Below are 23558 nucleotides of genomic sequence, written 5' to 3' on the forward strand. Positions count from 1 at the left end.
ATGACCATGGCTACACCTGTGGTCCTCACAGCGCACTCCGAGGCGGGCCCCCGCCGGGCGATCGTGAACCGACCGTGATCCGCGCCACCGGGTGACCCGTCCCGCGGGGTTGTTGGCAGGATGGAGCCATGGCCAGTGAAGCCCCCTCCCCCCAGACCGGTGCGCCCGAGCAGGCGCAGTTCCGCATCGAGCACGACACGATGGGGGAGGTCAGGGTCCCGGCCGCCGCGAAGTACCGCGCGCAGACGCAGCGGGCCGTGGAGAACTTCCCGATCTCGGGCACGCCGCTGGAGCGCGCGCACATCGAGGCCCTGGCCCGCATCAAGAAGGCGGCCGCCCTGGCGAACGCCGAGCTCGGCGTCCTGGACCACGACCTGGCCCAGGCCGTCGCCGACGCCGCCGAGGAGGTCGCCACCGGCCGCTGGGACGGGGAGTTCCCCGTCGACATCTTCCAGACGGGCTCGGGCACCAGCTCGAACATGAACGCCAACGAGGTCGTCGCGACGCTGGCCACGGAGCGCCTCGGCTCCCCGGTCCACCCCAACGACCACGTCAACGCCTCGCAGTCCTCCAACGACGTCTTCCCGACCTCGGTGCACGTGGCCGCGACGTCGGCCGTCGTCAACGACCTCGTCCCGGCGCTGACCCACCTGCGGGACTCCCTGCAGCGCAAAGCGAGCGAGTGGGCCGACGTCGTGAAGTCCGGTCGCACCCACCTCATGGACGCGACCCCCGTGACCCTCGGCCAGGAGTTCGCCGGGTACGCCGCCCAGCTGACCCGCGGCATCGAGCGGGTCGAGGCGACCGTCGTGCGCGTGGCCGAGGTGCCGCTGGGCGGGACGGCCGTCGGCACCGGCATCAACACCCCGCCCGGGTTCCCCCAGCGCGTCATCGAGCTGCTGGCCGCCGACACGGGGCTGCCGCTGACGGAGGCGGCCGACCACTTCGAGGCCCAGGGCGCCCGCGACGCCCTCGTCGAGCTCTCCGGCGCCCTCAAGGTCGTGGCCGTGAGCCTGACGAAGGTCTGCAACGACCTGCGCTGGATGGGGTCCGGCCCGCGCACCGGGCTGGGCGAGCTGCGGCTGCCGGACCTGCAGCCGGGGTCCTCGATCATGCCGGGCAAGGTCAACCCCGTCGTCCCGGAGGCGACGCTCATGGTGTGCGCGCAGGTCGTCGGCAACGACGCGACCGTCGCGTGGGCCGGGGCCAGCGGGTCCTTCGAGCTGAACGTGCAGATCCCGGTCATGGCCCGCAACGTCCTGGAGTCGGCCCGGCTGCTGGGCAACGCCTCCACGCTCCTGGCCGACCGCACGATCGACGGCCTCGAGGCCGACGTCGAGGCCTGCCGCCGCTTCGCGGAGTCCTCCCCGTCCATCGTCACCCCGCTCAACCGCGTCATCGGCTACGAGGCCGCGGCCAAGGTGGCCAAGCACGCCGTCGCCACGGGGTCGACCGTGCGCGAGGCCGTCGTCGACCTCGGGTTCGTCGAGCGCGGCGAGGTGAGCGAGGAGCAGCTCGACACCGCCCTGGACGTGATGTCCATGACCCACCCCTGACACGCGCGCGGGCGGTTCGCCGTCGAGGCTGCGCCGGGTGCTCGCCCGTCTCCGTCGGCCCTCCTCGCGCAGCGCGGGTCCGCCCGCCTCCGGGGAGCGCCGGGAACGCCGCAGGGCGCCGGCCCCCTCGCGGGGACCGGCGCCCTGTGGTGCGCTCCGGGTGGAGCCGGTGGTGCTGCGCCGTGCGGCGGGCTCAGCGCGAGTAGTACTCGACGACGAGCTGCTCGTCGCAGGTCACGGGGATCTGCTCGCGGACCGGCAGGGCGTTCACCGTGGCGGTGAGGTCCTGGCGCTCCACGGACAGCCAGCCCGGGATCTCGTTGTCGCTCCAGCCGCCCTCGGCCGCCACGATGAACGGCGTCTTCGACTTCGACCGCGGGGCGACCTCGACGGTCTGGCCCGGGACGACGCGGAAGGAGGGGCGGTCGACGCGACGGCCGTCGACGACGATGTGGCGGTGCACGACCATCTGGCGGGCCTGGTAGATGGTCCGGGCGAAGCCCGCGCGCCACACGACGGCGTCCAGGCGCGTCTCGAGCAGCTGCACCAGGTTCTGACCCGTCTTGCCCGGCTTGCGCTTGGCGAGGTCGTAGGCACGACGCAGCTGGGTCTCGCTGACGTCGTACTGGTAGCGCAGGCGCTGCTTCTCCCGCAGCTGCGTCGCGTAGTCCGACGCCTTCTTCTGCTTGCGGCCGTGCATGCCCGGGGGGTACGGGCGACGGTCCATGAAGCGGGCGGCCTTCGGCGTGAGGGCCACCCCGAGCGCGCGGCTGATGCGCACCTTGGGTCGGGCGTTGTTCATTCCACTCTCCTGATCGTAAGGTGAGCCTAGCCAAAGTCGAGGAGCTCGAAGCTCCCCGCACCAGCTAGGACGATCGCGCTCCGAGGAGGCACTGTGAACCACCGGATCCAGGGGATCGACCGGGCCACGGCACCCGACCCCCGACGTTCGGGGGCTGCGGAGCGCACCGAGCCCAAGACTACGGCCTCCGAGGCCGTGCCTCCGACCACGCCCCCGGCACCCCGGCGGCCCACGCCCGCGCAGTGGGGCCGGACGCTCGCCGTCGGCACCGTCGCCGGGACGCTGCACCTGCCGCGCCTCGTCCGGCCCTGCGGTCACCCCCGCGACCCCCTCGGCCCGTCCCGCGAGGCCCGACCGCGCACGCAGCCCCACCCCGTCCAGCACCTCACCGACGCGTGGGGCGGTCTGCTCCTGCTCGTCGACGACGACTCGGCCCTGCACGGGCACCTGGAGGCGCTGACGGCCGACGCCCGCTGGAACGGCGTCCCCGTGGTCCTCGACGTCCTCGACGTGCCCCCGGGGCAGGCGGCCCTGCCGCGCGCCCGGCTCAGCGTCACCGGCTGGGTCGAGTCGATCCTGCCCGCGGACCAGCGCCGGGTCGCCCAGACCGCGGCGGCCGTCCGACCGCTGGGGGCGCTGCTCGACGTGGGCACCAGCCGCTCGGTGTGGCGCCTGGAGGTCGCCGACGTGCGCGTCACGACGGCCGAGGGCGTGCACCTCGTCCCCGACGAGGAGTTCACCACCGCCGCCCCCGACCCCCTCTACGACGACGAGGACGCCCTGGTCACCCGGCTGGAGACCGCGCACCGCGACGCGCTGGTCGGGTGGGTCCTCGACACGCTGCCCCCGCACGAGGCGCAGCAGACGCGCGAGGTCGCCGTGGTCGGCGTCGACCGGTACGGGCTCGACGTGCTCGTGACCGCGGGGTCGGGCACGAAGACCCTGCGCGCCTCCTTCACCGAGCCGGTGCACACCCCCCACGACGTCGTCCGGGCGCTCTGCGGGATCTTCGGGTGCCCTTGCCGCGCAACGGGTCTCGGGGAGCACACGCACGAGGGCGCGTGACCCCGGCGGGGTCACGCGCCCTGGTGGGTCAGCGGGGCGGGCTCAGTACCAGTTGTTCGCCCTCGAGTGCGACCAGGCGCTGCAGGGACTGCCGTAGCGGCTCTCGACGTAGTTCAGCCCCCAGGTGATCTGGGTGACGGGGTTCGTCTCCCAGTCCGGCCCGGCCGAGCTCATCTTGCTGCCGGGCAGGGCCTGCGGGATGCCGTAGGCGCTGGAGGTGGGGTTGTCGGCCGAGTAGTCCCAGCCGCTCTCCTTGGTCCACAGCGAGTCCAGGCAGGAGAACTGCGCGTCGTTCCAGCCGCGGTCGGCGACCATGACCCGGGCGATGCCCCTCGGGTCGCGCTGGGCGTTGCGGGTGGCCTCGGCCGCGGCCTGCTGCCGGGCCTCCTCGGCCAGCCGGGCGGCCTCGGCGGCGGCGGCCGCCTCCGCGGCGGCCTTCTCGGCGGCCACGCGCTCGTCGGCGGCGGCACGCAGGCCGACCTGGTCGAACCAGGCGGCGGAGGTGGTGACCTGCCGGTCGGCCCGGGCGGCCTGCAGGAGCCGGTCGGGCGCGGCGGCCTCGGCCTCGGGGGCCGGGCCGGAGGTCAGGGCGGCGCCGGCCAGGACGGAGGCCGAGACGGCGACGGCGGCCGGTGCGGCCAGCCGGGCGGCGATCCGGCCGCGGGTCCGCCGGGGGCGGGTGCGCTGCCGAGAGGTCTCAGGGGTGCTGGTCAGCTCGTCCGTGAGCGCGCTGGTGCGGTGGGGCGGCAAGCCGGGCCTTCCGACGTTCTCCCGGCCCACGCCCGGTCGAGCTCGACCACCCGTCGGCGGGGCCGCGGCGCTCCGGGGAGCGCCGCCGTGGGACCCGGACGACCCGTCGGCCGCGTCGCGCGGCCGGTCGGTCGACGTCACCGGAGCACTGGTTCCCGGTGACGACCTCGAGGTGCTGTCGGGAGAGCACGCTGCCTCGCCGCGGCACGCCTGGGCAAACGCCCAGAGGGCCGTTCGTCACGATGAGGTCACAGATCGGCGACGTTCTGTCGACTTTTGTGGAACATCTCACACGGAGACAGAGCCCTGGGAGCAGTTGGACGCGACGATCGCCGGTTCGGTTCCGGGTCCGAGTCGGGACCTGCGCCGACCCGGACCCGGGACCCTCGCGCCCCTCCCGTCCCGCTCGTCCCGTCCGCCTCAGGCGCCGAAGTCCGCCAGCAGCTCCGTGACGAGCGCGGCGACGGGCGAGCGCTCGGACCGGGTGAGCGTGACGTGCGCGAACAGCGGGTGCCCCTTGAGCGCCTCGACGACCGCGGCGACGCCGTCGTGCCGGCCCACGCGCAGGTTGTCGCGCTGGGCGACGTCGTGCGTCAGGACGACCTTGGACCCCTGGCCGATGCGGGACAGGACCGTCAGCAGGACGTTGCGCTCCAGCGACTGCGCCTCGTCGACCACGACGTAGGAGTCGTGCAGCGACCGCCCGCGGATGTGCGTCAGCGGCAGGACCTCGAGCATGCCGCGGGCGAAGACCTCCTCGACGACCTTCGGGTCCACGACGGCCTCGAGGGTGTCGAAGACGGCCTGGCCCCAGGGCCCCATCTTCTCGGCCTCCGTGCCCGGCAGGTACCCGAGCTCCTGGCCGCCGACGGCGTACAGCGGGCGGAAGACGACGATCTTGCGGTGCTCACGGCGCTCCATGACCGCTTCCAGACCGGCGGCGAGCGCGAGCGCCGACTTGCCCGTCCCGGCCCGGCCCCCGAGGGAGACGATGCTGACCGTGGAGTCCAGCAGGGCGTCGAGCGCGATGCGCTGCTCCGCGGACCGGCCCCGGACCCCGAACGCCTCCCGGTCGCCCTTGACCACGCGCAGCGTCTTGTCGGGGGTGGTGCGACCGAGCGCGTGCCCGCGCGGGGACGAGAGCACCACCCCGGTGTTGACGGGCAGGTCGCGCAGCTCGGCCGTCTCCAGCGTCCCGGTGTCGTACAGGGCCGCGACGTCCTCGGCCGTCGCCGTGAGCTCCACGACCCCCGTCCAGCCGGAGTCGGGAGCCAGCTCGGCGCGGTACTCGTCGGCCGTCAGCCCGATGGCCGACGCCTTGACGCGCAGCGGCACGTCCTTGGACACGACGGTGACGCGGTGCCCCTCCTCGGCCAGGTTCTTCGCCACGGCCAGGATCCGGGTGTCCCCCGCCGTGGCCAGCGGCCCCGAGCGCAGCGAGGACGGCAGAGCCGTCGTGTCGGAGTGGTTCAGCTCCACGCGCAGGGTGCCGCCGGTGTCGCCGATGGTCATGGGCGCGTCGAGGCGGCCGTGCTCGACGCGCAGGTCGTCCAGGCGGCGCAGGGCCTCCCGGGCGAAGTAGCCCAGCTCGGGGTGGTGCCGCTTGCCCTGGAGCTCGCTGACGACGACCAGCGGGAGGACGACGTCGTGCTCGGCGAAGCGGAACAGCGCACCGGGGTCGGACAGCAGGACGGAGGTGTCCAGCACGAAGGTCTGGCGGTCGGGATCGGGCTGCAGCGCGCCCGCGCGGGCGGGGGTCGGGGTGTTCGGCACGGAGCCGGACCCGCGGCTGGTCTCGGAGCTGGCGTTGTCGACCACGAACGTCTCCCGTTCTCGGGAGCCCGGGCGCGCCCGCGCCCGGACCCCCCTCAGCGGTGGACCGGGACCTCAGGTCGCCCTGCACGGGCGACCCGGGACCGGGCCTCCCCGCTGCGCTGGACAGCTCGCACGGCGACCTCCCGAGCGGGGAGCGGACGCTCCCCGTCTGCGCACGACGCTATCCGCCGCGAGGCTCCGGGACGGGACGAACACGCGCGTGCGTCTGACGAACGGGTGACATCGCGGTGACGGGTTCCCTCCGCTCACCCGGCTCGTGCGCGGAGCGGGTCACACGCCGTAGCGGCGCTCGCGGGCGGCGTAGGACCGCAGGGCCCGCAGGAAGTCGACCTTGCGGAAGGCGGGCCACAGGACCTCGGTGAAGAAGAACTCCGAGTGCGCGGTCTGCCACAGCAGGAACCCCGACAACCGCTGCTCCCCCGACGTGCGGATGACGAGGTCGGGGTCCGGCTGCCCCTTGGTGTAGAGGTGCGCCGCGATGTGCTCGACGTCGAGCACCTCCGCGAGGTCGGTCAACGACGTCCCGCGCTCGGCGTGCTCGAGCAGCAGCGACCGCACGGCCGCGGCGATCTCCTGCCGGCCGCCGTAGCCGATGGCGACGTTGACCACACCCGTCGTGATACCCGCCGTCCGCTCGGCCAGTTCGCGCAGGCGCCCGGCCGTGGGCTCGGGCAGCAGGTCCAGGGCCCCGACGGGGTGCACCTTCCAGCGGCCCGTCGCAGCCACCCGGGCGACGGCGTCCTGGACGATCCCGATGAGCGGCTCCAGCTCGTCGGCGGGGCGGCTGAGGTTGTCGGTCGAGAGCAGGTAGAGGGTGACGACCTCGATGCCCTCGTCGGCGCACCAGCCCATGACCTCCAGGACCTTGTCGGCGCCGGCGCGGTGCCCGTGCGAGCTGGAGGCCCCGAAGGCCTTGGCCCACCGGCGGTTGCCGTCGAGGATGATCCCCACGTGGCGGGGCAGCACGTCCGGGTCCAGCGACCGTTCCAGCCGCCGCCCGTACGCGCCGTAGAGGAGATCGCGGAGGCCCATCGGCGCTCACGCTATACCCGGGCCGCGCCCGTCCAGCGGGTACGTCCGACACGCTCGGGCGCACCGCCGCCGCGCATCCTTGACCCGGTGCCGAGCACTGCTTACGGTCAGGAGCACCGACGACGTCGTCGGTGGTCCCGGCACCGTCCGGGGCCCGCGTCGCCGCGACGGAGCGGCTCGTCCAGGAGGTCCCCGTGCCCGCCACCGCTTCACCGACTCGCCGTTCGCTGCTCGCCCTGGCCCTGTCGGCCCCCCTCGCCGGCACCGTCCTCGCGGCCTGCGGGGACTCCGGCCCGGCCGGCAGCTCCGGGAGCGCGGCCAGCATCTGGATCCTCACCGGCCAGCCCGGCGAAGGCATCCGCACCGACTCGGTCGACACCTTCAACGAGGCGAACAGCGACTCCGAGCTGGCGCTGTCGAGCTACCAGAACGACGCCTTCAAGGCCAAGATCCGCACCGCCATCGGCGCCGACCAGGGCCCGACCATCATCTGGACGTGGGGCGGCGGGGGTCTGCGGGACTACGTGAAGAACGACCAGGTCGAGGACCTGACGTCCTTCTTCTCGGAGAACTCGGCGTTGAAGGACAAGCTCTTCTCCAGCGCGTTCGGCGCCGCCACGGTCGACGACAAGATCTACGCGGTCCCCTGCGAGAACGTCTCCCCGATCGTCATGTTCTACGACAAGCGCGCCTTCGAGAAGGTCGGCGCGCAGCTGCCGCAGACCTGGGACGACGTCATGGCACTGGTCCCGACGTTCAACGCGGCCGGCATCGCGCCGTTCTCCCTGGGCGGGCAGTCGCGGTGGACGAACATGATGTGGCTGGAGTTCCTGTACGACCGCATCGGCGGGGCGGAGCTGTTCGACTCCATCTACGCCGGGACCCCCGACGCGTGGTCGCAACCGGACTCGATCGCCGCGCTGACGGCCGTCCAGGACCTGGTGCGCGCGAACGGCTTCGTCACCGGCTTCGCCTCCATCACCGCCGACTCCAACGCCGACCAGGCCCTGCTCTACACGGGCAGGGCGGCGATGATGCTGCACGGTGCGTGGACCTACGGGTCGATGAAGACCGACGGCGGCGACTTCGTCACCGGCGGGCACCTGGCGTGGTCCTCCTTCCCGACCGTCACCGGCGGCAAGGGCGACCCCAGCAACACCGTGGGGAACCCCTCGTCGTACTACGCGCTGTCGGCCACGGCGACGGACGAGGCCAAGACGGCCGCGAAGAAGTACTTCGCCGAGGGCCTGAACACCGACGCCACGACCCAGGCGTGGGTCGAGGCGGGCTCGGTGCCGATCGTCAACGGCTCGGACAGCGCGTTCGCCGGGTCGCAGGACGAGGAGTGGCTGCAGTTCGTCTACGACACCGCCTCGGGGGCGAAGAACTTCCAGCAGTCCTGGGACCAGGCCCTGTCCCCCACCCAGGCCGAGACCCTGCTGGACAACATCGCCAAGCTGTTCGGCCTGGCGATCACCCCGGAGGAGTTCGCCACGGCCATGAACGCCACCATCGCCCCGGCCTGACCCGCGCACCGGGCCACCGGGGGACCACGCGAGGTGGTCCCCCGGTAGCTCCCGGTCGGCCCGTCCCGGCGGTTACCGTCGGGGCATGACGGCCGACCTCCCCCACGACGCGTCCCGGTCCCTGACGCCCTCCCTGGACCAGGTGAAGCCGAAGCTGCGGGGGTGGCTGCACGCCGGCACGTTCCCCGCGGCGCTCGCCGCAGGGGCCGTGCTCGTCGCGCTCGCCCCCACGACGGCCTCCCGCGTCGCCGCCGTCGTCTTCGCCGTCACCGCGGCCGCGCTCTTCGGCACCAGCGCGCTGTACCACCGCGGCTCGTGGACGCCCCGGCAGGCCGCCGTCCTGCGGCGCCTGGACCACAGCAACATCTTCCTCATCATCGCCGGGACCTACACCCCGCTGGCGGTGACGACGCTGCCGGGCGACCAGGCGCGGTTCCTGCTCACCCTCGTCTGGGCCGGCGCGGTCGCGGGGGTCGCCTTCCGCGTCTTCTGGATCGGCGCGCCCCGCTGGCTGTACACCCCCGTCTACGTCGCCCTCGGCTGGGTCGCGGTCGGGTACCTGCCGGACTTCGCCGCCGGCGGCGGGACGGCCGTGGCGGTCCTCGTCGCGGCCGGCGGCCTGGCCTACTCCCTCGGCGCGCTCGCCTACGCGGTGAAGCGCCCCGACCCGAGCCCCCGCTGGTTCGGGTTCCACGAGGTCTTCCACGCCTTCACCGTGCTGGGCTTCGCGGCGCACGTCACCGCGATCCTCCTCGCCACCCTCCACCTGCGCTGACGGGTCACGTCCGGGCGCCGACCTGCCGGGCCAGCTCGGCCGGGTCCGTCGTCGGGGCCCGGCAGACCTGCCCCCGGCAGACGTAGGCCGCGGCGCGGCCCTCGACGAGACCGCGGTGGGCCAGCAGCGCCGGCTCCGTCGCGCCCGGGGTGCCGCGGGTGACGACGAGCCCGGGAGCGGTGCCCGCGAGCGCCGTCCGGTGCAGCTCGGCGGTGCCCGCGTCCCCGGCGGCCCCGACCACGGCCACCTCCCGCGGCCCGTCGGCCAGGGCCTCGGCGACCGCCAGGCCCCACCCCGCGAACCGCGGGGCGGCCGCGGCCACGGCCCCGCAGACCGACAGCGCACGCTCGGCCGCTGCGCGGAGCGCCGCGTCCCCGGTCAACGCGGCGAGTGAGAGCAGCGCCCCGGCCGCCGCGGACGTCCCGGACGGTGTGGCCCCGTCGGAGGGGTCCGACGGGGAGCCGGCGCCGGCGCGGGCCGCGGACAGCGCCGGGTCGACGTCGGCGACGTCGACGAGGCCCTCGGTCGTCGTGAAGCGGTCGAGGACCTCGGTGCCCAGCTCGGCCGCCACCTCGTACCAGCGCTCCTCCCCCGTCGCGGCGTGCAGGGCGAGCAGCCCCTCGGCGAGGTCGGCGAGGTCCTCCAGGACGGCTGCGGGCGCCCCCACGGCGCCGTCGCGCGAGACCCGCCGCCACGCCCCGTCCACCCGGTGCACGTCGAGCAGGAACGTCGCCGCCTCGCGCGCCGCGAGCAGCAGGTCGGGCCGGGCCAGCAGCGCCCCGGCCTCGGCGAGGGCCGCGACGGCGAGCCCGTTCCAGGCCAGGACCACCTTGTCGTCGCGCGCCGGTTGCGGCCGGTCGGCGCGCGCGGCGGCCAGGCGCTCACGGACCCGCTCCCACCGCTCGCGCTCCGGGCCGGGGTCGCGCGTCAGGCGCGCCGTCGACGTGCCGTGCTCGAAGGTCCCCGCCTCGGTGACGCCGAGCAGGTCCACCGCCCACGGGCCGTCGTCCAGACCGAGCACCTCGACGAGGTCGCCCGGCGTCCAGACGTACGTCGCCCCCTCGACCGCGCGGGGGTTGCCGTCCGCGTCGGGGACGGGGGTGTCGGCGTCGAGGGAGGCGGCGAAGGCGCCGTGGGGGGTCCGCAGGTCCCGCAGCAGGAACTCGCACGTCTGCTCGGCGACCCGGCGGTGCTCGGCGTTCCCGGTGGCGCGGAAGGAGTGCAGGTAGGTGCGGGCCAGCAACGCGTTGTCGTACAGCATCTTCTCGAAGTGCGGCACGACCCAGCCGGCGTCGATGGCGTACCGGGCGAACCCGCCGCCGACCTGGTCGGCCGTGCCGCTGCGGGCCATCGCGGTCAAGGTCCGCTCCACTAGGCCCGCGGCCCGCTGCGAGCCCGTGCGCGCGGCGTGCCGCAGCAGGAACTCGCACACCATCGACGGCGGGAACTTCGGCGCGCCGCCGAACCCGCCGTGGACGGTGTCCTCCTCGGCGGCGAGCGCCGCGACCGCCGCGGCCAGCTCCGCCTCCCCGGGCACCTCCCCGGCCGGTGGGGCCATCGCGCCCAGGGCCGCGGCGATGCGGCCGGAGCTGGCCAGCACCTCCTCGCGCCGCTCCCGCCACGCCTCGCCGACGGCGGCCAGCACCTGCCGGAACGAGGGCAGCTGCGGGTGCGGGCGGTCGGGGAAGTAGGTGCCGGCGAAGAACACCGCGCCGTCGGGGGTGCAGAACGTCGTCATGGGCCAGCCGCCCTGGCCGGTCATGGCCGTCGTGGCGGCCATGTGGACGGCGTCGACGTCGGGACGCTCCTCGCGGTCGACCTTGACGCACACGAACCCGGCGTTCATCTCCGCGGCGGTCTGCGGGTCCTCGAACGACTCGTGGGCCATGACGTGGCACCAGTGGCAGGCGGCGTACCCCGTCGAGACGAGGACGGGCACGTCCCGGTGCCGGGCCTGCTCGAACGCCTCCGGGCCCCACTCGAACCAGTCGACGGGGTTGTCGGCGTGCTGCAGCAGGTACGGGCTGGTGGAGCTCGTCAGGCGGTTCGCCATCGCGTCCTCCTCGGAAGGTCTCGTCCGATGTCGGGACCCCCACCCTCCAACAGCCCGGCGGATCCCGCCACGAGCGGGTACGGACGGGCGTGGTGCCGGCCACCGGCAGCAGGTCCGGCCTCCCGGCGGTGACGTGGCGCTCGGCCAGGTCCGGGCGCGGGGCCGGAGAGCCGGGACCACGGTGCGCGACGGTTCGCCGTCGCGAGGCGATCGTGCACCCCGACGTTCCTCGACGTGCCGGGTCTCGACGTCGCGGCGGTGCCGGGCGGGACGTCCGCGGCCATCGCCTGCTGGACCCGCCACGGGCTCCCGTCCGCGAAGCGGGGACGACCCTGCACGTCGGGTCACCGGTGGGCACTCGGAGTTTCCCTCTGGCCCTGCGCCGGACCGGACCCGCCCTGCTCCACCGCGTCCTGAACTCAGCTCTGCCCAGACGCCCCCCGATCCCGGTCGTCTCGACTACAGTGCCCGCGACCCCTGTGCTCCCGGGACCACCTGACGTTCCTCTCCGAAAGTGGCGACGACATGCCGGAAGACCTCACCGGGTTGCGTCCGGTCGTTCCCGACACGTGCTCCCTCGTACCTCTCGGCGAGGAACTGGAACGCGAGTGGGACGACCTCGCAGCGACCTGCGCGGCGTCACCCTTCCAACGACCGGGCTGGTTCCGCGCGTGGCTGCAGGCTTTCGGGGCCGAGCGGACCCTCGATCTCCTCGCCGTCCGGCGCGACGGCGCGCTGGTCGCCGTCCTCCCACTCGTGAACGGTGCGCTCGGGGCCAAGGCTCCGGTCAACGACGAGACTCCGCTCCTCGCCCCCGTCGCCCTGGACACCGCTGCCGCGAGCAGCTTGGGGAGGCGGCTCGCTGGAGCAGCGCACGCTGTCGACCTCCGGTTCTTGCCGGTGGGGGAGCACGAACGGGCGCTGGTCACCGCCGCTCGCGCCTCCACCGGCACGGTCGTGCGTGAACTCGTGCGTTCCTCCCCCTACGTCGCGGTGGACGGTTCGTGGGACGAGCACCTGCATCAGGCCGTCTCCCCGTCCCGGCGCCGGAACCTGCGCAGGGCGGAGCGCCGGCTGCGCGAGCGGGCCGACCTCCGCCTCGAGGTGCACGACGGTTCCCGGGACCTCGACCGGTTGCTCCACGAAGGTTTCGGCCTCGAGGCCCAGGGGTGGAAGGGGCGGGAGGGCACGGCCGTGGTGTCTCGTCCCCGCACCGCGGCGTTCTACTGGGCGCTCGCCCGGTGGGCGGCACAGCAAGGGGTGCTGCGCCTGCAGTTCCTTCGGCTGGACGATCGACCGATCGCGTTCTCCTTCACCCTGGAACAGGGCGGTTCCGCCTACGGCGTGAAAACGACCTACGCCGAGGATCTGCGGTCCTTCGGTCCCGGGGTGCTCCTGACGCACTGGCTGCTGGCTGACGCGTTCGAACGACCAGGGCTGCGGTCCTTCGAGATGCTGGGTGAGCCCGACCCCTACAAGCTGGAGTTCGCGAGCGGGGTCCGTGAACAGGTCCGCGTGCGGGTGTACGACGGGAGCGTCCGCAGCGTGGTGCAACGACGAGCCGAGAGCACCTTCAGCGCGGGACGGGCCGAGTTGCGGCGCAGGGTGCCCGCCGAGACCCGGGCCCGCCTCGCCGCCCGGCTGAGCACCGCCCGGGCCCGGCTCGCGCCGTGGGCCCTCCAGGCCCTCCCGACCGGGGGTCAGGCGGGGTCGTCGAGCCGGTACAACGCGACCTCGCCGTAGCTGCGGCTCGGCACCGAGAGCACCAGTCGCCCCTGAGCGACGAGGTCCTCGACGGTGGGCAACGTGACGTAGGTGTAGCCCTGGTAGACCTCGCGCCAGGGGACGACCAGGTAGCGGACACCGTGCTGGACACGTTGCTCGTCTCCCGTGTAGGGGCCGGCGTCGAAGCGGTCACCGAAGACGAACTCGGACGTCCCCTGGGTGATGATCACGCCCGTGCCGGCCGGGGCGTTCTCCAGCAGGTAGTCGCGGACCCGCGTGAAGCCGTCGTCGGGGACGGCGTGCCACCGGACGTAGGTCGCGCCGTCGAGGCCGATCAGCAACACCGTCAGGACGAGCAGGGGCCCACCGCTCAGCGGGAGTCGGTGGACGAGGTCGGCCAGGCCACGCGACACCCGAGCACGCCGGTCCTCACGGCGGTGGCGCCCCGCGGCCCACCGTGGCGGGGGCAGCTCCGTCACGACCGCGGCGTAGGCGAAGAGCACCCCCACCGAGGGGACGAGCAGGTAGTACAGGAAGTGCTCCTCCAGGGTGCCCGCGGTGGCGGAGTACGCGAGCATCGCGAAAGCCCCCAAGTGGGTCAGGGACAGCAGCGCGAGGTCGTCCGATCTCGACCGCAGCAGCAGCAGCACCGAGCAGACGAGCCCCACCGCGAGCAGGACGTACGTGGCGCCGAAGTCGGCCAGCTGACGCAGCACCTGCTGCAGCAGCGAGGGTGCTCCCGGGGCGGTGAACCCCGTGGTGACGTCGGCACCCACCGCTCGCAGCAGGCCCCCGAACTTCGCGTCCGCCCACAGCTCGACGTCACCCGTCGCCGTCACCACCACCAGGTAGGTGGCGTAGGGCGCGAAGCAGGCCCCCAGGGCGGTCGGGACCCACCTCCGCTGCCGGGGCCTGAGCCACCACAGGAGCAGCAGCGGGAGCACGGTGAGCATGACGCTCTTGTCCTTGGTCAACACCGCGAGCCCCAGCGCCAGCCCCCCGACCACCGGCCGCCACCCCCGTCGCGGGTCCTGGGCCAGCGGACGGAGGACGAGCAGGCCGACGAGGACCCAGAAGACCACTGCGGTGTCGAGCAGGACCCGGCCGTTCTGGCGCAGCGCGAACGGCTCGACCGCGAGGAGGAGACCTGCGGCGAACCCCCAGCGGGCGCCGTACCGGGCGACCAGGAGGGTGACCAGCACCGCGGTGCCCGCCCCGAGCACCGCGTTGAGCCCCCGGGCGGCGACCACGGCCTGCACGGGGTCACCGGCGAGCGGGACCCCGAGCAGGTCCTCCCACCCGGCGAGGAGGTAGAAGAACCCCGGGGGGTGCAGGAAGAAGACCCCGTCGGAGAGGCTGGGGAGCCCGCCGCCGCGGACGCTCCGCCCGAGTTGCTCGTAGACGAACTCGTCGACGAAGACGTCGAAGGAGCTGCCCCGGCGCCACCAGCGGGCGACGAGGGCGACGACCGCGACGGCCACCAGGGCGGCGAGCAGTCGCCGGGACCAGCGGACGGTCGGCTGCCCGTCCTCGAGGACGGGCAGCCGGGTGAGGGTCCCGCTCACGAACGGAGCTCGGGCGAGAACGGCAAGGTTCCTCCGTGGAGTCGGGGGGCCACGTCGCGCGGGCGTCGAACCGCTGACGACGACTGGCGGTGCCGACTCTAACCGAGCCTCCTCCCGGACGACGGCGTCCCGGAAGACTCCCCCGACCGCCCGACGTCACGGCCCCCGAGACGTAGCGACCTCAGGGATCAGGAGCGCCCGGAAACTTCACGGCATTCATTTACCGAGAGTCTTACCCGGAAACTGAAAGTAAGCGTTGAAACCGTTGGCGATCCAACGAACACGCTGAGTGACAAGAATCCAGATGTTTCACTGCCATTCCTCGTCGGAAGCTTCACCAACTGCGCCCCATGCGGCAACATCCGTTCCACACCCGAGACGGCGACGCGAACCAGTCACCTGACCGGGCGGCGCGCTACGCCTGAAAAACACCGGCCGTCGTCGCCAGTCACATGTAGGGGGGCCACAGTGCAGAACCGGCAACAAACACGTCCGTCCACCGTCGACACCGCCGCGTCGCCTCGTTCCACGTCCGGCGGGACGGGGGTTCGAGCACCGTCGGCCGCGAGGGGGTGTCCCTCACCGTCGGAACGAGCCACCGTCGACGTCGAACTGGTGATCCCGGCGCTGAACGAGGAGTTCCGCCTCCCGCGCACCCTGGAGAGGACCCTGGCCCACCTGGCCGTGCAGCCCTACAGCAGCGCGGTCGTCGTCGTCGACAACGGCAGTGTCGACCGCACCGCCGAAGTGGTCCGTTCCTTCACCGGAGGTTCGATTCCCGTCCACCTGATCGGCTGCGCGAGACGAGGTAAGGGTTCCGCCGTCCGTCGGGGTTTCCTGACCAGCCGATCCCGGTTCGTGGGGTTCATGGACGCCGACCTGGCCACACCGGTGGAAACGCTCGACGCCGTCGTGCCACTGCTCGAGGGGGGCGCGACCGCCGTCATCGCCTCCCGTCACCTGCGCACCGCTGCCCGAGCTGTTCCACAGGGCACGGTCCGTCGTCTCGGCGGTGGAGCCTTCCGCCTCGCCGCACGCAGCGTGCTGCCGTCGGTCAGCGACAGCCAGTGCGGTTTCAAGTTCTTCCGCACCCCCGAGGTCCAGGCGGTGCTGCCCGACTCGCTGGTGGACGGGTTCTCCTTCGACCTGGAGATCCTCAGCCGGCTGCACCGTTCCGGTCACCGGATCCTCGAGGTGCCGGTGGTGTGGACCGACGTCGGGGGTTCGACGTTCAACCCGGTGCGACACGGGTTGCGGTCGTTCTCCGACACGATCCGCATCCACCGCAGCACGCCCGGGCGGGCAGCGTGCCAGTCACCCCGCGTGGTCATCGAGCCCACCGCGCTCACCGCCGTGGGTGAAGCGCCTCCGCCAGACCCGACGATCACGACCATCCTGCCGGCAGAGCCCCTGCCGGCGCCCCTGGACCCGATGACCTTGACGGAAGCTCGATGATCCCCACCTCACGAGACGAGACCGACCCTCCCGGCGAGGCGGTCGGACGCACGAACGCCCTCGCCGGTCGCCGTGTCCTGCTGGTGAACTGGCGCGATTCCAGCCACCCCCGGGCCGGCGGTGCCGAGGTGTACTGCGAGGAGATCGGCACCCGCTTCGCCGAGGCGGGAGCGCAGGTCGCCCTCTTCACGGCACGCCCACCCGGGACCCCGGCGACCGAGCACCGGCGCGGCATCACGATCGTCCGCGAAGGCGGGGACCTGGGCGTGTACGCCCGAGCAGCGCGCTTCCTGCGCCGAACGGCCGGCGCCTACGACGTCGTGGTCGACTTCCAGAACGGCATCCCCTTCTTCGCCCCGCTCTTCGCCGGGAGGGGCACCGCCGTGGTGTGCGTGATCCACCACGTGCACCAGGAGCAGTTCGCCCTGCACTACCCGTGGCCGGCCAGTCGGATCGGGCAGGTGCTGGAAGGTCCCGCCAGCCGCTACGTCTACGGCCGGCGCCCCCTCGTCGTCGTCTCACCCTCGACACGCCGCGACGTGCGCCGGCGCCTCGGGCTGCGCGGCCCGATCCACGTCGTGCCCAACGGGATGTCCGCCCCCCTCCCCGGCGGCACCCGCGCACGGTCCCCACGACCAAGCATCGCCGTGGTGAGCCGGCTGGTCAGCCACAAGCGGTTCGACCTGCTGCTCGACGTGGTTCCCGAACTCGTGCAGCGGTGGCCGGGATTGCGGGTCGACATCGCCGGCGACGGTCCGGAACGCCCCCGGCTCGAAGCGCGCTCCCGGGCGCTCGGGCTCGGCGACCACGTCCGGTTCCACGGGTTCGTGGACACGCGCACCCGGCAGGACCTCATGGCCTCGGCGTGGCTGACCGTCAACCCCTCCCAGGCCGAGGGCTGGGGCCTCACGGTCGTCGAGGCGAACGCCGCGGGCGTTCCCGCCGTGGCCCACGACGTGCCCGGCCTGCGCGACTCGGTGCTCGACGGCCGGACCGGGTGGCTCATCCGCGAGGGGTCCACCCTCGCGGAGGTGACGGCCGATGCCCTGCACCGGTTGGAGGACCCGGAGTTCGCCGGCAGCGTCTCGCAGCAGTGCCGGGCGTGGGCGGCGCAGTTCTCGTGGGACCTCAGCGCTGAACGGCTCGCCAACGTCCTCGCCGGCGAGATCGACCGCGTCCGGCGGGGCGCCGCCCCGGAGAGGCGGCTCGCCTCGGACCTGTCGGTCCGGGTCGAAGCGGCCCTCGGTGCCGCGGGCAGGGCGGCGAGCGGCTCGAGCGGTCCGCGGCTGCGGCGCAGCGATCAGCTGGCCTCCGGAGCCGGCTCGTTGCAACTGCTGCTGCACGGCTGTGACGAGGCGGGAGCCGGGTCGGTGCTGCGACGCCTCGGCGCGGGGGAACTGCGCTCATCGACACCGGCCACCGGTACGGACCTACTCATCGGTGCTCGGTGAACGCTGCGGACACCGTCACCGCCACGCGCGAGCACGAACCTCCCCGTGAGCAGTTCGACGGGGCCAAGCTCGTGCGCGGTGCCCGCTGGCTGACCGCCGCGACGCTCGTCATCGGCCTGGTCAACTACGTCTACTCCCTCGGCCTCACGCACCTCCTGCCCATGGCCGCGTTCGCGGTGTTCGGGGCGGGGCAGGCGCTGCTGCTGAACGCCGGCACGGTCGCCAGCACCTCGATCTCGTGGATCCTCGCGCAAGGTCTGCTCAAGGCCAGGTCCGAGCACGAGCGTCGGCAGGCCGTGTGGTTCTCGATCCTGACCAACACCGCGCTCGGGCTGCTCGCCGGCCTCGCCGTGCTCGTCGTGGCCCTGCAGTTCAGCGACCTCCTCACCGCGACCGTCCTCGCGCTGGTGACCCTCCTCATCTTCAGCGCCGCCACGACCGCCGGTTACCTGCAGGGTGATGCACGGCTGGGGACCCTCGGCGGTCTGCGCGTGGGCGACGCCCTGGCGAAGCTCGCCGTGGGCTTCGGCCTCGTGGCCGCCGGCGCCGGCGCTCTGGGGGGGCTCGCCGGCTTCGGTGCCGGTGCCGTGCTGGTGGTCGTGGTGGGGGTGCTGGTCGCCCGTCGCGACATCCGCCCCGTCCGCGGGGTGCTGCGGCTGCGGCGGCTGTGGGCGCCCGCCGTCGGCGTAGCGGCCCTGCAGGGGCTCATGTCGTTGATGACCTCCCTCGACCTGGTCCTGGCGACCGTCCTCAGCAGCGACGCCGCAGCGGCCTCGAGCTACCAGGCCGCCATGATCCTCGCCCGGGTGCCGCTCTTCCTGGCCGGCGCGGTCGCCGCGTCGGCTTACCCCCTCCTCGTGGGGGACGAGGCCGCGGCGAGGACGACGATGCTGCGCGCGCTGCGCATGTACGCCGTGCTCGTGGTCCCCTACGCGGCCGCGCTCGCGACCGCTCCCGCCGCGCTCCTGTCCCTGGTCTTCCCCTCCGAGTACTCCGAGGAGCTCGGAACCCTGCTGCCGGCCACCGCCGCAGCCGGGGTCGGGATCGGGGCGGTGAGCCTGGTCGTCGCGTGGTTCCAGGCGCGCAGCGCCTACGGGCGCGGGGTGCGGGCCCAGGTGGTCGGCATGGTCCTGCACGTCACCTCGATGCTCGTCGGGTTCAGCTGGGGCGGCGTCCGTGGACTCGCGATCGGGACGGCGCTCGGTGCCGCGCTGGTGCTCGTCGCGCTGACGGTGGCCGCCGGACCGCTGCGCCCCGCGCTGCGCGCACCGGTCGGCGTGCTCGCGGCCAGCCTCCTCTTCGCGGCGGTGCTGTCGACGTTGCGCGCCAACCCCGTGCTGTGGCTGGCCCTGGCGCTCCCGGTGGGCATCGCGAGCGCCGTGCTCGGCTTCCGCCGCGGCGGGGAACCGGCGGCGGATCGTGCGGGCAGGAGCGACTACCGGGCCAGGCACTCGATGATCGCGCCCCGCAGGAGCGTCGAGGGTGCCTTCCCGACCTACCGGGGCAGGCACTCCCCTCCCGGAGCAGACACCGCGGAGGACCACGAGGAGAACCGACGAATGCGAATCCTGCACCTGGCCTTCGAGGACTGGCGCAAGCCGGGCAGCGGCGGCGGCGCGGTGCGCACCCGTGAGGTGGACGAACGGCTCGCTCTCCGGCACGACGTCACCGTCCTCGTGAGCAACTACCGAGGCGCCTGCGAACGGTACGAGAACGGAGTGCGCTGGATCCCGGTCGGACTCCCCCTGGGGTACTGGGGGGGCATCGTGACCTACTTCCTGGCACTCCCCCGGGCGCTGCGCCGTCTGGAGGCGGACCTCGTCGTCGAGGACTTCGGTGCGCCCATCGGCAGCATCGTGCCGCAGCTGTGGACCCGCCGACCGATCGTGGCCGTCGTCCAGTGGCTGAACGCGGAGGAGAAGGCGAAGCAGTACCACCTGCCCTTCCACTGGCTGCAGCGGGCGGGCGTCCACCGCCACGAGACGCTCGTCGCGATGTCCCACGACCTGGGGGAACGGATCTGCCGGGGGAACCCTCGCGCGCAGGTGGTCGTCATCCCCAACGGAGTCCCCCGAGAAGCCTTCGAGGTGAGCGCACCGCGCGGCGACGACGTCGTCTTCCTGGGCAGGTTGGAGACGGAGCAGAAGGGCCTGGACCTCCTCCTCGACGCCTTCGTCACCGCGGCCGACCGGCTGCCGGGACGGCTCCTCATCGCCGGGGAGGGCCCGAACCGCCATGCCCTGGAGAAGCACATCGCGCGCCTGGGGCTGCGCGACCGCATGGAGCTCGTCGGCCGGGTGGAGGGGGACGAGAAGCTGCGTCTCCTGGCCGGGGCCCGGCTGGTGGCGATGCCCTCGCGGTTCGAGACCTTCGGTCTCGTGGCCGCGGAGGCACAGGCGTGCGGCACCCCGGTGGTGGCGTTCGAGATCCCCTCGTTGCGGGAGGTCGTGGTGCCCGGCACCGGCGTCCTCGTCCCCGCTTTCGACACGGCCGCCTTCGCCGAGGCGATGGTGACGGTGGCCCACGACCCTGCGCGGCTGGAGGAGATGGGACGCAAGGGTCGAGACCACGCCCGCCGTTACGACTGGGACGACGTGGCCGCACGCCAGGAACTGGTCTACCGCGGTGTCCTCGAGGCGGGGGGAACACGTGTGCGGTGAGGAGAACACCGGCGTGGGTGGGGTGGACCTGCTGTCGACGGGGTCGGCCCTGACCGTGCGGCGCGGCCCGGTCGCGGAGCAGCTGCGGCTGACGGGCGTCCCCGCCGGACGCTGGATCTTCCTCTCGCCGCACCTGGACGACGCGGCGCTCTCCTGCGGGAACCTCCTGCTCGCCCTGACGGGAGCCGCGGAGACGATCGTGGCCACGGCGTTCACCGGGTCCGGCCCGGCGAGCACGCTGTCGGCGCGAGCCTTCGTCCGCCAGTGCGGGGCCGGGTCGGCCGAGCAGCTGTACGTGGCGCGTCGGGAGGAGGACGCGCTCGCGCTGGAGAGCGCCGGTTCGCAGTGGGTCCACGGCGGACTGCCCGAGGCCCTGTTCCGCCGGCGCGCCCCACGGCGGGGCACGGGACTGCTGCGGCGGCTGGTGCCGGAGCTGGGTCACGTCTACCCGACCTACCGGCTGCACGTCGCCTCCGGACAGGTCTCGCGGCGTGACGAGGCGACGGTGCGGGCGGTGGAGGAGTTCGTCGAGCGCGTGCGCTCGTCAGGACCCGCCGTTCTGGTGGCCCCCCTGGGGATCGGGTCCCACGTCGACCACGTCCTCGTCCGCGACGTGGCGGCGGGAACCGGTGCGGCCGTCGTGTACTACGCCGACGTCCCGTACGCCTTGCGCGCGGCGCCCGACGCGGCGTTCCTGCGCCGCCACCACCTGGTGCGCGTCGTGGTACCGGCAGGGGCCTTCCCCAAGCGCGATCTCGTCGAGCGCTACGGGACCCAGGCGCGGGCCCTGTTCCCGCAGGGCGTGCCCGACCTGCCGGACGAGCTGTACGTCCCGAGCGCCAGCCTGGTTACGGAGCCGTGAGGAGCGTGGACCCGATGGGAACGACCCCTGAGGAGGTGGAGGACACCCTCCCCCGCGCCGGGGAGGAACCCTTGTGCCGCACAGGGTCCCGCGAGCGGCGCTCGGTCGTCACCGCTCCGGCGACGCGCAGCGCGTGGCTGCGGGTCCTCGAAGGCGTCCGGCAGCCGCTGCTGACCCAGACCCCCCGGTGGCTGGACGGGCTGACGGCGATGGGTCACCGGGACGCGAGCCGGCTGTACTCCCTCCCGGGGGGCCGGGAGCTCCTGCTGCCCCTGGTCGCTCGGGGCCGTGGCCCGGTCGCCGTCGCCGCTTCGTGGCCCCACGGCCTCGGCTACGGCGGGATCCTCGCCTCGGACGGGCGCGTCACCCCCGAGGACTCGGCCCTCGTGGCGGCGGACGCCGCACGCCACCGCGGGCTGCGGTTGTCGGTGGCCCCGTCGCCGTGGGCCCCCTGCTGGACGGCTCCACCCACCGGGGCGCGGGCGCAGGACCACCACCTGACGCAGGTGCTCCCGCTGCCCGGCCCTCGCGGTGGCGCCTGGGCGGGCTACTCCACCAACGTGCGACGCAGCGTCCGGCGAGCCGAGCGAGCCGGGTTGGAGGTGCGCCGCGACGTCGGCGGGACGGTGCTGGCGGACTTCGACCGGCTCTACCGCCTCTCCGTCGACCGGTGGGCGCTGGCCGGCGGCAAGCCGCTGGCCCTGGCCCGGGTGCACGCCCGTTTCGCCGAACCGCCCCGGCACCTCGCCGCTCTGGCCCAGGTCCTCGGGGACGCCTTCGTGACGTGGAGCGCCTGGCGCGAGGGCGAACCGGTGGCCTCGATCGTGGTGCTGCACGGGTCGGACCACGCTTTCTACTGGCGCGGTGCGATGGACCGCGCCCTCGCCGCGCGGACGCACGCGAACGCGTTGCTGCACCACCTGGCCATCGAGGAGTCGCAGGCCGCCGGACACCGGTTCTACTCCTTCGGGGAGTCCGACGAGGGCAGCCCGCTGGCCGAGTACAAGGCGAAGTTCGGGGCGGCGCCGCTCCGGTGGTCGACCTACCACTTCGAGCGGTTCCCCGTGAGTGCCACCACCGCCTCCGCGCGACGGGTCGTCCTCGCTGCGGCGTCCAGCGCGGCGGGGGTGACCGGGAGGCGGCCGGATCGGCCGGTCGAACCCGCCCAGCACGGGGGTGCACGCCGATCGTGAACGCTCCACGTGTCGTGATCTCCATCTACGACGACTTCGACAACCCCCACTACGCCGGCGGCGGTCCGGCGGTGGTCCGCGCTGTCGCGGCCCGGCTCGCCCGGGACTGCGACGTCCTCGTGGTCACCGGTGGCCGGCGCTGGCGCCGCTTGGACCGCGGCGGCATCCACCACCTGCAGCTGCCCGTGGTGTGGGCGGGGCCGCGTCTCGGCCAGGCGATCTGGGCCCTGATGCTGCCGTTCGTCGCGGTGCTGCTGCGCTACGACGCGTGGATCGAGAGCTTCACCCCGCCGTTGTCGAGCAACCTGCTGCCCCTGGTGACCCGGCGGCCCGTCATCGGCTTGGCCCAGGCGCTGTCCGGACGCGAGATGGCACGCCGCTACGGCACCCGCGTGCCGTTGTTGCTGGAACGACGGTTGCTGCGCCGCTACCGGGACATCGTGGTGCTCAACGCGCGCGACCGCGACGCCGTGCAGGAGTTCAGCTCCGCCGTCCGCGTCCACCTCATCCCCAACGTCGTGCCGGCACCTCCCCGGACCCCCCCGGACGTGACGGAGGGGACCTACGCCCTCTTCCTCGGGCGCATCGACATCACCCAGAAGGGTCTGGATCTCCTCCTCGAGGCCTACTCGGGGCCCGGTGCGGAGCGGCTGCTGCCGCTGGTCGTCGCGGGCGCCGGCCGTCCTCAGGAGGAGGAGAAGCTGCGCGAGCTGGTCGTGGCCGCGGGCCCGCGGGTGCAGTGGATCGGTTCCGTGCACGGGCAGGAGAAGGAGGACCTGCTGGCGGGGTGCGCCTTCCTGGTCGTGTCCTCCCGGGAGGAGAGCTTCAGCCTCGCCGCCCTGGAGGCGATGGCCCGCGGGCGGCCGGTGGTGCGCTTCGACCTCCCCCAGCTGGACTGGATCGCCCCGGAGTGCGGTGAGGTGGTCGCCTCGTTCGAGGTGGACAGCCTTCGGGAGGCGATGGTGTCGATGTCGACCGACGTGGGCGCACGGTCTCTGGCGGGGGCGGCAGCGGCGGAGCACGCGCAGGAGCACGTCGGTCTGCACCGCCTCGACAAGTACCGTCGACTCGTGCGCGACACCTTGGACGCCGACGGCTCCTGCCGGCAGCCTCGCCACCGCGCCGGAGAACTGACTCTCGCGAGGGCGACGGCCCACCGGGGACGGCGCCCCGGGCGGCGCTGATGGGAGCGGGGAGGACGCCGCGGAGGCGGCGGGGGGTGCTGCTGGGTCTGCTCACCCTGCCACTGGCG

At 73.6% G+C, this 23558-nt stretch carries 17 protein-coding genes; 11 read left to right on the top strand and 6 right to left on the bottom strand.

The genetic code is table 11. The features are described from left to right. Window positions 1-128: 128 nt before the first annotated feature. On the top strand, window positions 129-1556 hold the full coding sequence (locus tag AB2L28_RS01480; protein ID WP_370716945.1) for a class II fumarate hydratase: 1428 nt from the start codon (window positions 129-131) through the stop codon (window positions 1554-1556). 193 nt (window positions 1557-1749) lie between these two features. Here AB2L28_RS01480 and rpsD read toward each other — a convergent pair whose 3' ends face one another. Beyond that, entirely contained in the window at window positions 1750-2358 is a 609-nt protein-coding gene (rpsD, locus tag AB2L28_RS01485) for a 30S ribosomal protein S4 (protein WP_370440873.1), read from the bottom strand. A 195-nt stretch (window positions 2359-2553) separates the two neighbouring features. Here rpsD and AB2L28_RS01490 point away from each other — a divergent pair, with 195 nt between their 5' ends. Beyond that, window positions 2554-3423, top strand: a complete 870-nt coding sequence (locus AB2L28_RS01490) for a DUF2470 domain-containing protein (protein ID WP_370716946.1) — start codon at window positions 2554-2556, stop codon at window positions 3421-3423. 42 nt (window positions 3424-3465) lie between these two features. On the opposite strand, the gene AB2L28_RS01495 is transcribed toward AB2L28_RS01490, so the two are convergent. The 3 genes from AB2L28_RS01495 to AB2L28_RS01505 all read right to left on the bottom strand — a co-directional run bounded on the left by AB2L28_RS01495 (window position 3466) and on the right by AB2L28_RS01505 (window position 7041). After that, window positions 3466-4173, bottom strand: a complete 708-nt coding sequence (locus tag AB2L28_RS01495) for an aggregation-promoting factor C-terminal-like domain-containing protein (protein ID WP_370716947.1) — start codon at window positions 4171-4173, stop codon at window positions 3466-3468. Between the two features lie 420 nt (window positions 4174-4593). Beyond that, window positions 4594-5946 (bottom strand): RNA 5'-3' helicase PhoH2, encoded by a 1353-nt coding sequence (phoH2, locus tag AB2L28_RS01500; protein WP_370717259.1) that lies wholly within the window; start codon window positions 5944-5946, stop codon window positions 4594-4596. Between the two features lie 333 nt (window positions 5947-6279). Then, window positions 6280-7041, bottom strand: coding sequence for an isoprenyl transferase (locus AB2L28_RS01505; protein ID WP_370716948.1), 762 nt, complete (start codon window positions 7039-7041; stop codon window positions 6280-6282). A 194-nt stretch (window positions 7042-7235) separates the two neighbouring features. Between AB2L28_RS01505 and AB2L28_RS01510 the strand changes: the two genes are divergently transcribed. After that, the gene (locus AB2L28_RS01510; protein WP_370717260.1) at window positions 7236-8567 is read left to right on the top strand and encodes an extracellular solute-binding protein; all 1332 of its coding nucleotides are present in this window, start codon (window positions 7236-7238) and stop codon (window positions 8565-8567) included. An 85-nt stretch (window positions 8568-8652) separates the two neighbouring features. After that, window positions 8653-9342 carry a PAQR family membrane homeostasis protein TrhA gene (trhA, locus tag AB2L28_RS01515; RefSeq protein ID WP_370716949.1) on the top strand — a complete coding sequence of 230 codons (690 nt, stop codon included), beginning with the start codon at window positions 8653-8655 and terminating at the stop codon, window positions 9340-9342. Window positions 9343-9346: 4 nt separating this feature from the next. On the opposite strand, the gene AB2L28_RS01520 is transcribed toward trhA, so the two are convergent. After that, entirely contained in the window at window positions 9347-11395 is a 2049-nt protein-coding gene (locus AB2L28_RS01520) for a thioredoxin domain-containing protein (RefSeq protein WP_370716950.1), read from the bottom strand. 525 nt (window positions 11396-11920) lie between these two features. On the opposite strand from AB2L28_RS01520, the gene AB2L28_RS01525 reads away from it, so the two are divergent. Next, entirely contained in the window at window positions 11921-13138 is a 1218-nt protein-coding gene (locus tag AB2L28_RS01525; RefSeq protein ID WP_370716951.1) for a GNAT family N-acetyltransferase, read from the top strand. On the opposite strand, the gene AB2L28_RS01530 is transcribed toward AB2L28_RS01525, so the two are convergent. Beyond that, on the bottom strand, window positions 13096-14685 hold the full coding sequence (locus AB2L28_RS01530) for a phospholipid carrier-dependent glycosyltransferase (RefSeq protein ID WP_370716952.1): 1590 nt from the start codon (window positions 14683-14685) through the stop codon (window positions 13096-13098). The two genes, AB2L28_RS01525 and AB2L28_RS01530, sit on opposite strands and share 43 nt — an antisense overlap. A gap of 615 nt (window positions 14686-15300) precedes the next feature. Here AB2L28_RS01530 and AB2L28_RS01535 point away from each other — a divergent pair. The 6 genes from AB2L28_RS01535 to AB2L28_RS01560 are packed head-to-tail and all read left to right on the top strand — an operon-like array spanning window position 15301 to window position 23490. Next, window positions 15301-16140, top strand: coding sequence for a glycosyltransferase (locus tag AB2L28_RS01535; RefSeq protein WP_370716953.1), 840 nt, complete (start codon window positions 15301-15303; stop codon window positions 16138-16140). After that, the gene (locus AB2L28_RS01540; protein WP_370716954.1) at window positions 16137-17591 is read left to right on the top strand and encodes a glycosyltransferase family 4 protein; all 1455 of its coding nucleotides are present in this window, start codon (window positions 16137-16139) and stop codon (window positions 17589-17591) included. The genes AB2L28_RS01535 and AB2L28_RS01540 overlap by 4 nt, the downstream gene beginning before the upstream one ends. Beyond that, window positions 17588-20251, top strand: a complete 2664-nt coding sequence (locus AB2L28_RS01545) for a glycosyltransferase (protein WP_370716955.1) — start codon at window positions 17588-17590, stop codon at window positions 20249-20251. The genes AB2L28_RS01540 and AB2L28_RS01545 overlap by 4 nt, the downstream gene beginning before the upstream one ends. Before the next feature lie 13 nt (window positions 20252-20264). Further along, entirely contained in the window at window positions 20265-21113 is an 849-nt protein-coding gene (locus AB2L28_RS01550; RefSeq protein WP_370716956.1) for a PIG-L family deacetylase, read from the top strand. A 14-nt stretch (window positions 21114-21127) separates the two neighbouring features. Then, window positions 21128-22306, top strand: coding sequence for a GNAT family N-acetyltransferase (locus AB2L28_RS01555; RefSeq protein WP_370716957.1), 1179 nt, complete (start codon window positions 21128-21130; stop codon window positions 22304-22306). Then, window positions 22303-23490: a glycosyltransferase family 4 protein gene (locus AB2L28_RS01560; protein ID WP_370716958.1), complete on the top strand. Its 1188-nt coding sequence runs from the start codon at window positions 22303-22305 to the stop codon at window positions 23488-23490. The genes AB2L28_RS01555 and AB2L28_RS01560 overlap by 4 nt, the downstream gene beginning before the upstream one ends. Window positions 23491-23558 lie beyond the last annotated feature (68 nt).

Origin of the sequence: Kineococcus mangrovi (assembly GCF_041320705.1) — a bacterium.
In the GTDB taxonomy this organism is placed as follows: Bacteria; Actinomycetota; Actinomycetes; order Actinomycetales; family Kineococcaceae; genus Kineococcus; species Kineococcus mangrovi.

Excerpts from the sequence above, each read along its gene's own strand:
- AB2L28_RS01480 (WP_370716945.1), top strand. The coding sequence starts at position 129 with ATGGCCAGTGAAGCCCCCTCCCCCCAGACCGGTGCGCCCGAGCAGGCG.
- rpsD (WP_370440873.1), bottom strand. The coding sequence starts at position 2,358 with ATGAACAACGCCCGACCCAAGGTGCGCATCAGCCGCGCGCTCGGGGTG.
- AB2L28_RS01505 (WP_370716948.1), bottom strand. The coding sequence starts at position 7,041 with ATGGGCCTCCGCGATCTCCTCTACGGCGCGTACGGGCGGCGGCTGGAA.
- trhA (WP_370716949.1), top strand. The coding sequence starts at position 8,653 with ATGACGGCCGACCTCCCCCACGACGCGTCCCGGTCCCTGACGCCCTCC.
- AB2L28_RS01520 (WP_370716950.1), bottom strand. The coding sequence starts at position 11,395 with ATGGCGAACCGCCTGACGAGCTCCACCAGCCCGTACCTGCTGCAGCAC.
- AB2L28_RS01525 (WP_370716951.1), top strand. The coding sequence starts at position 11,921 with ATGCCGGAAGACCTCACCGGGTTGCGTCCGGTCGTTCCCGACACGTGC.
- AB2L28_RS01540 (WP_370716954.1), top strand. The coding sequence starts at position 16,137 with ATGATCCCCACCTCACGAGACGAGACCGACCCTCCCGGCGAGGCGGTC.
- AB2L28_RS01555 (WP_370716957.1), top strand. The coding sequence starts at position 21,128 with ATGGGAACGACCCCTGAGGAGGTGGAGGACACCCTCCCCCGCGCCGGG.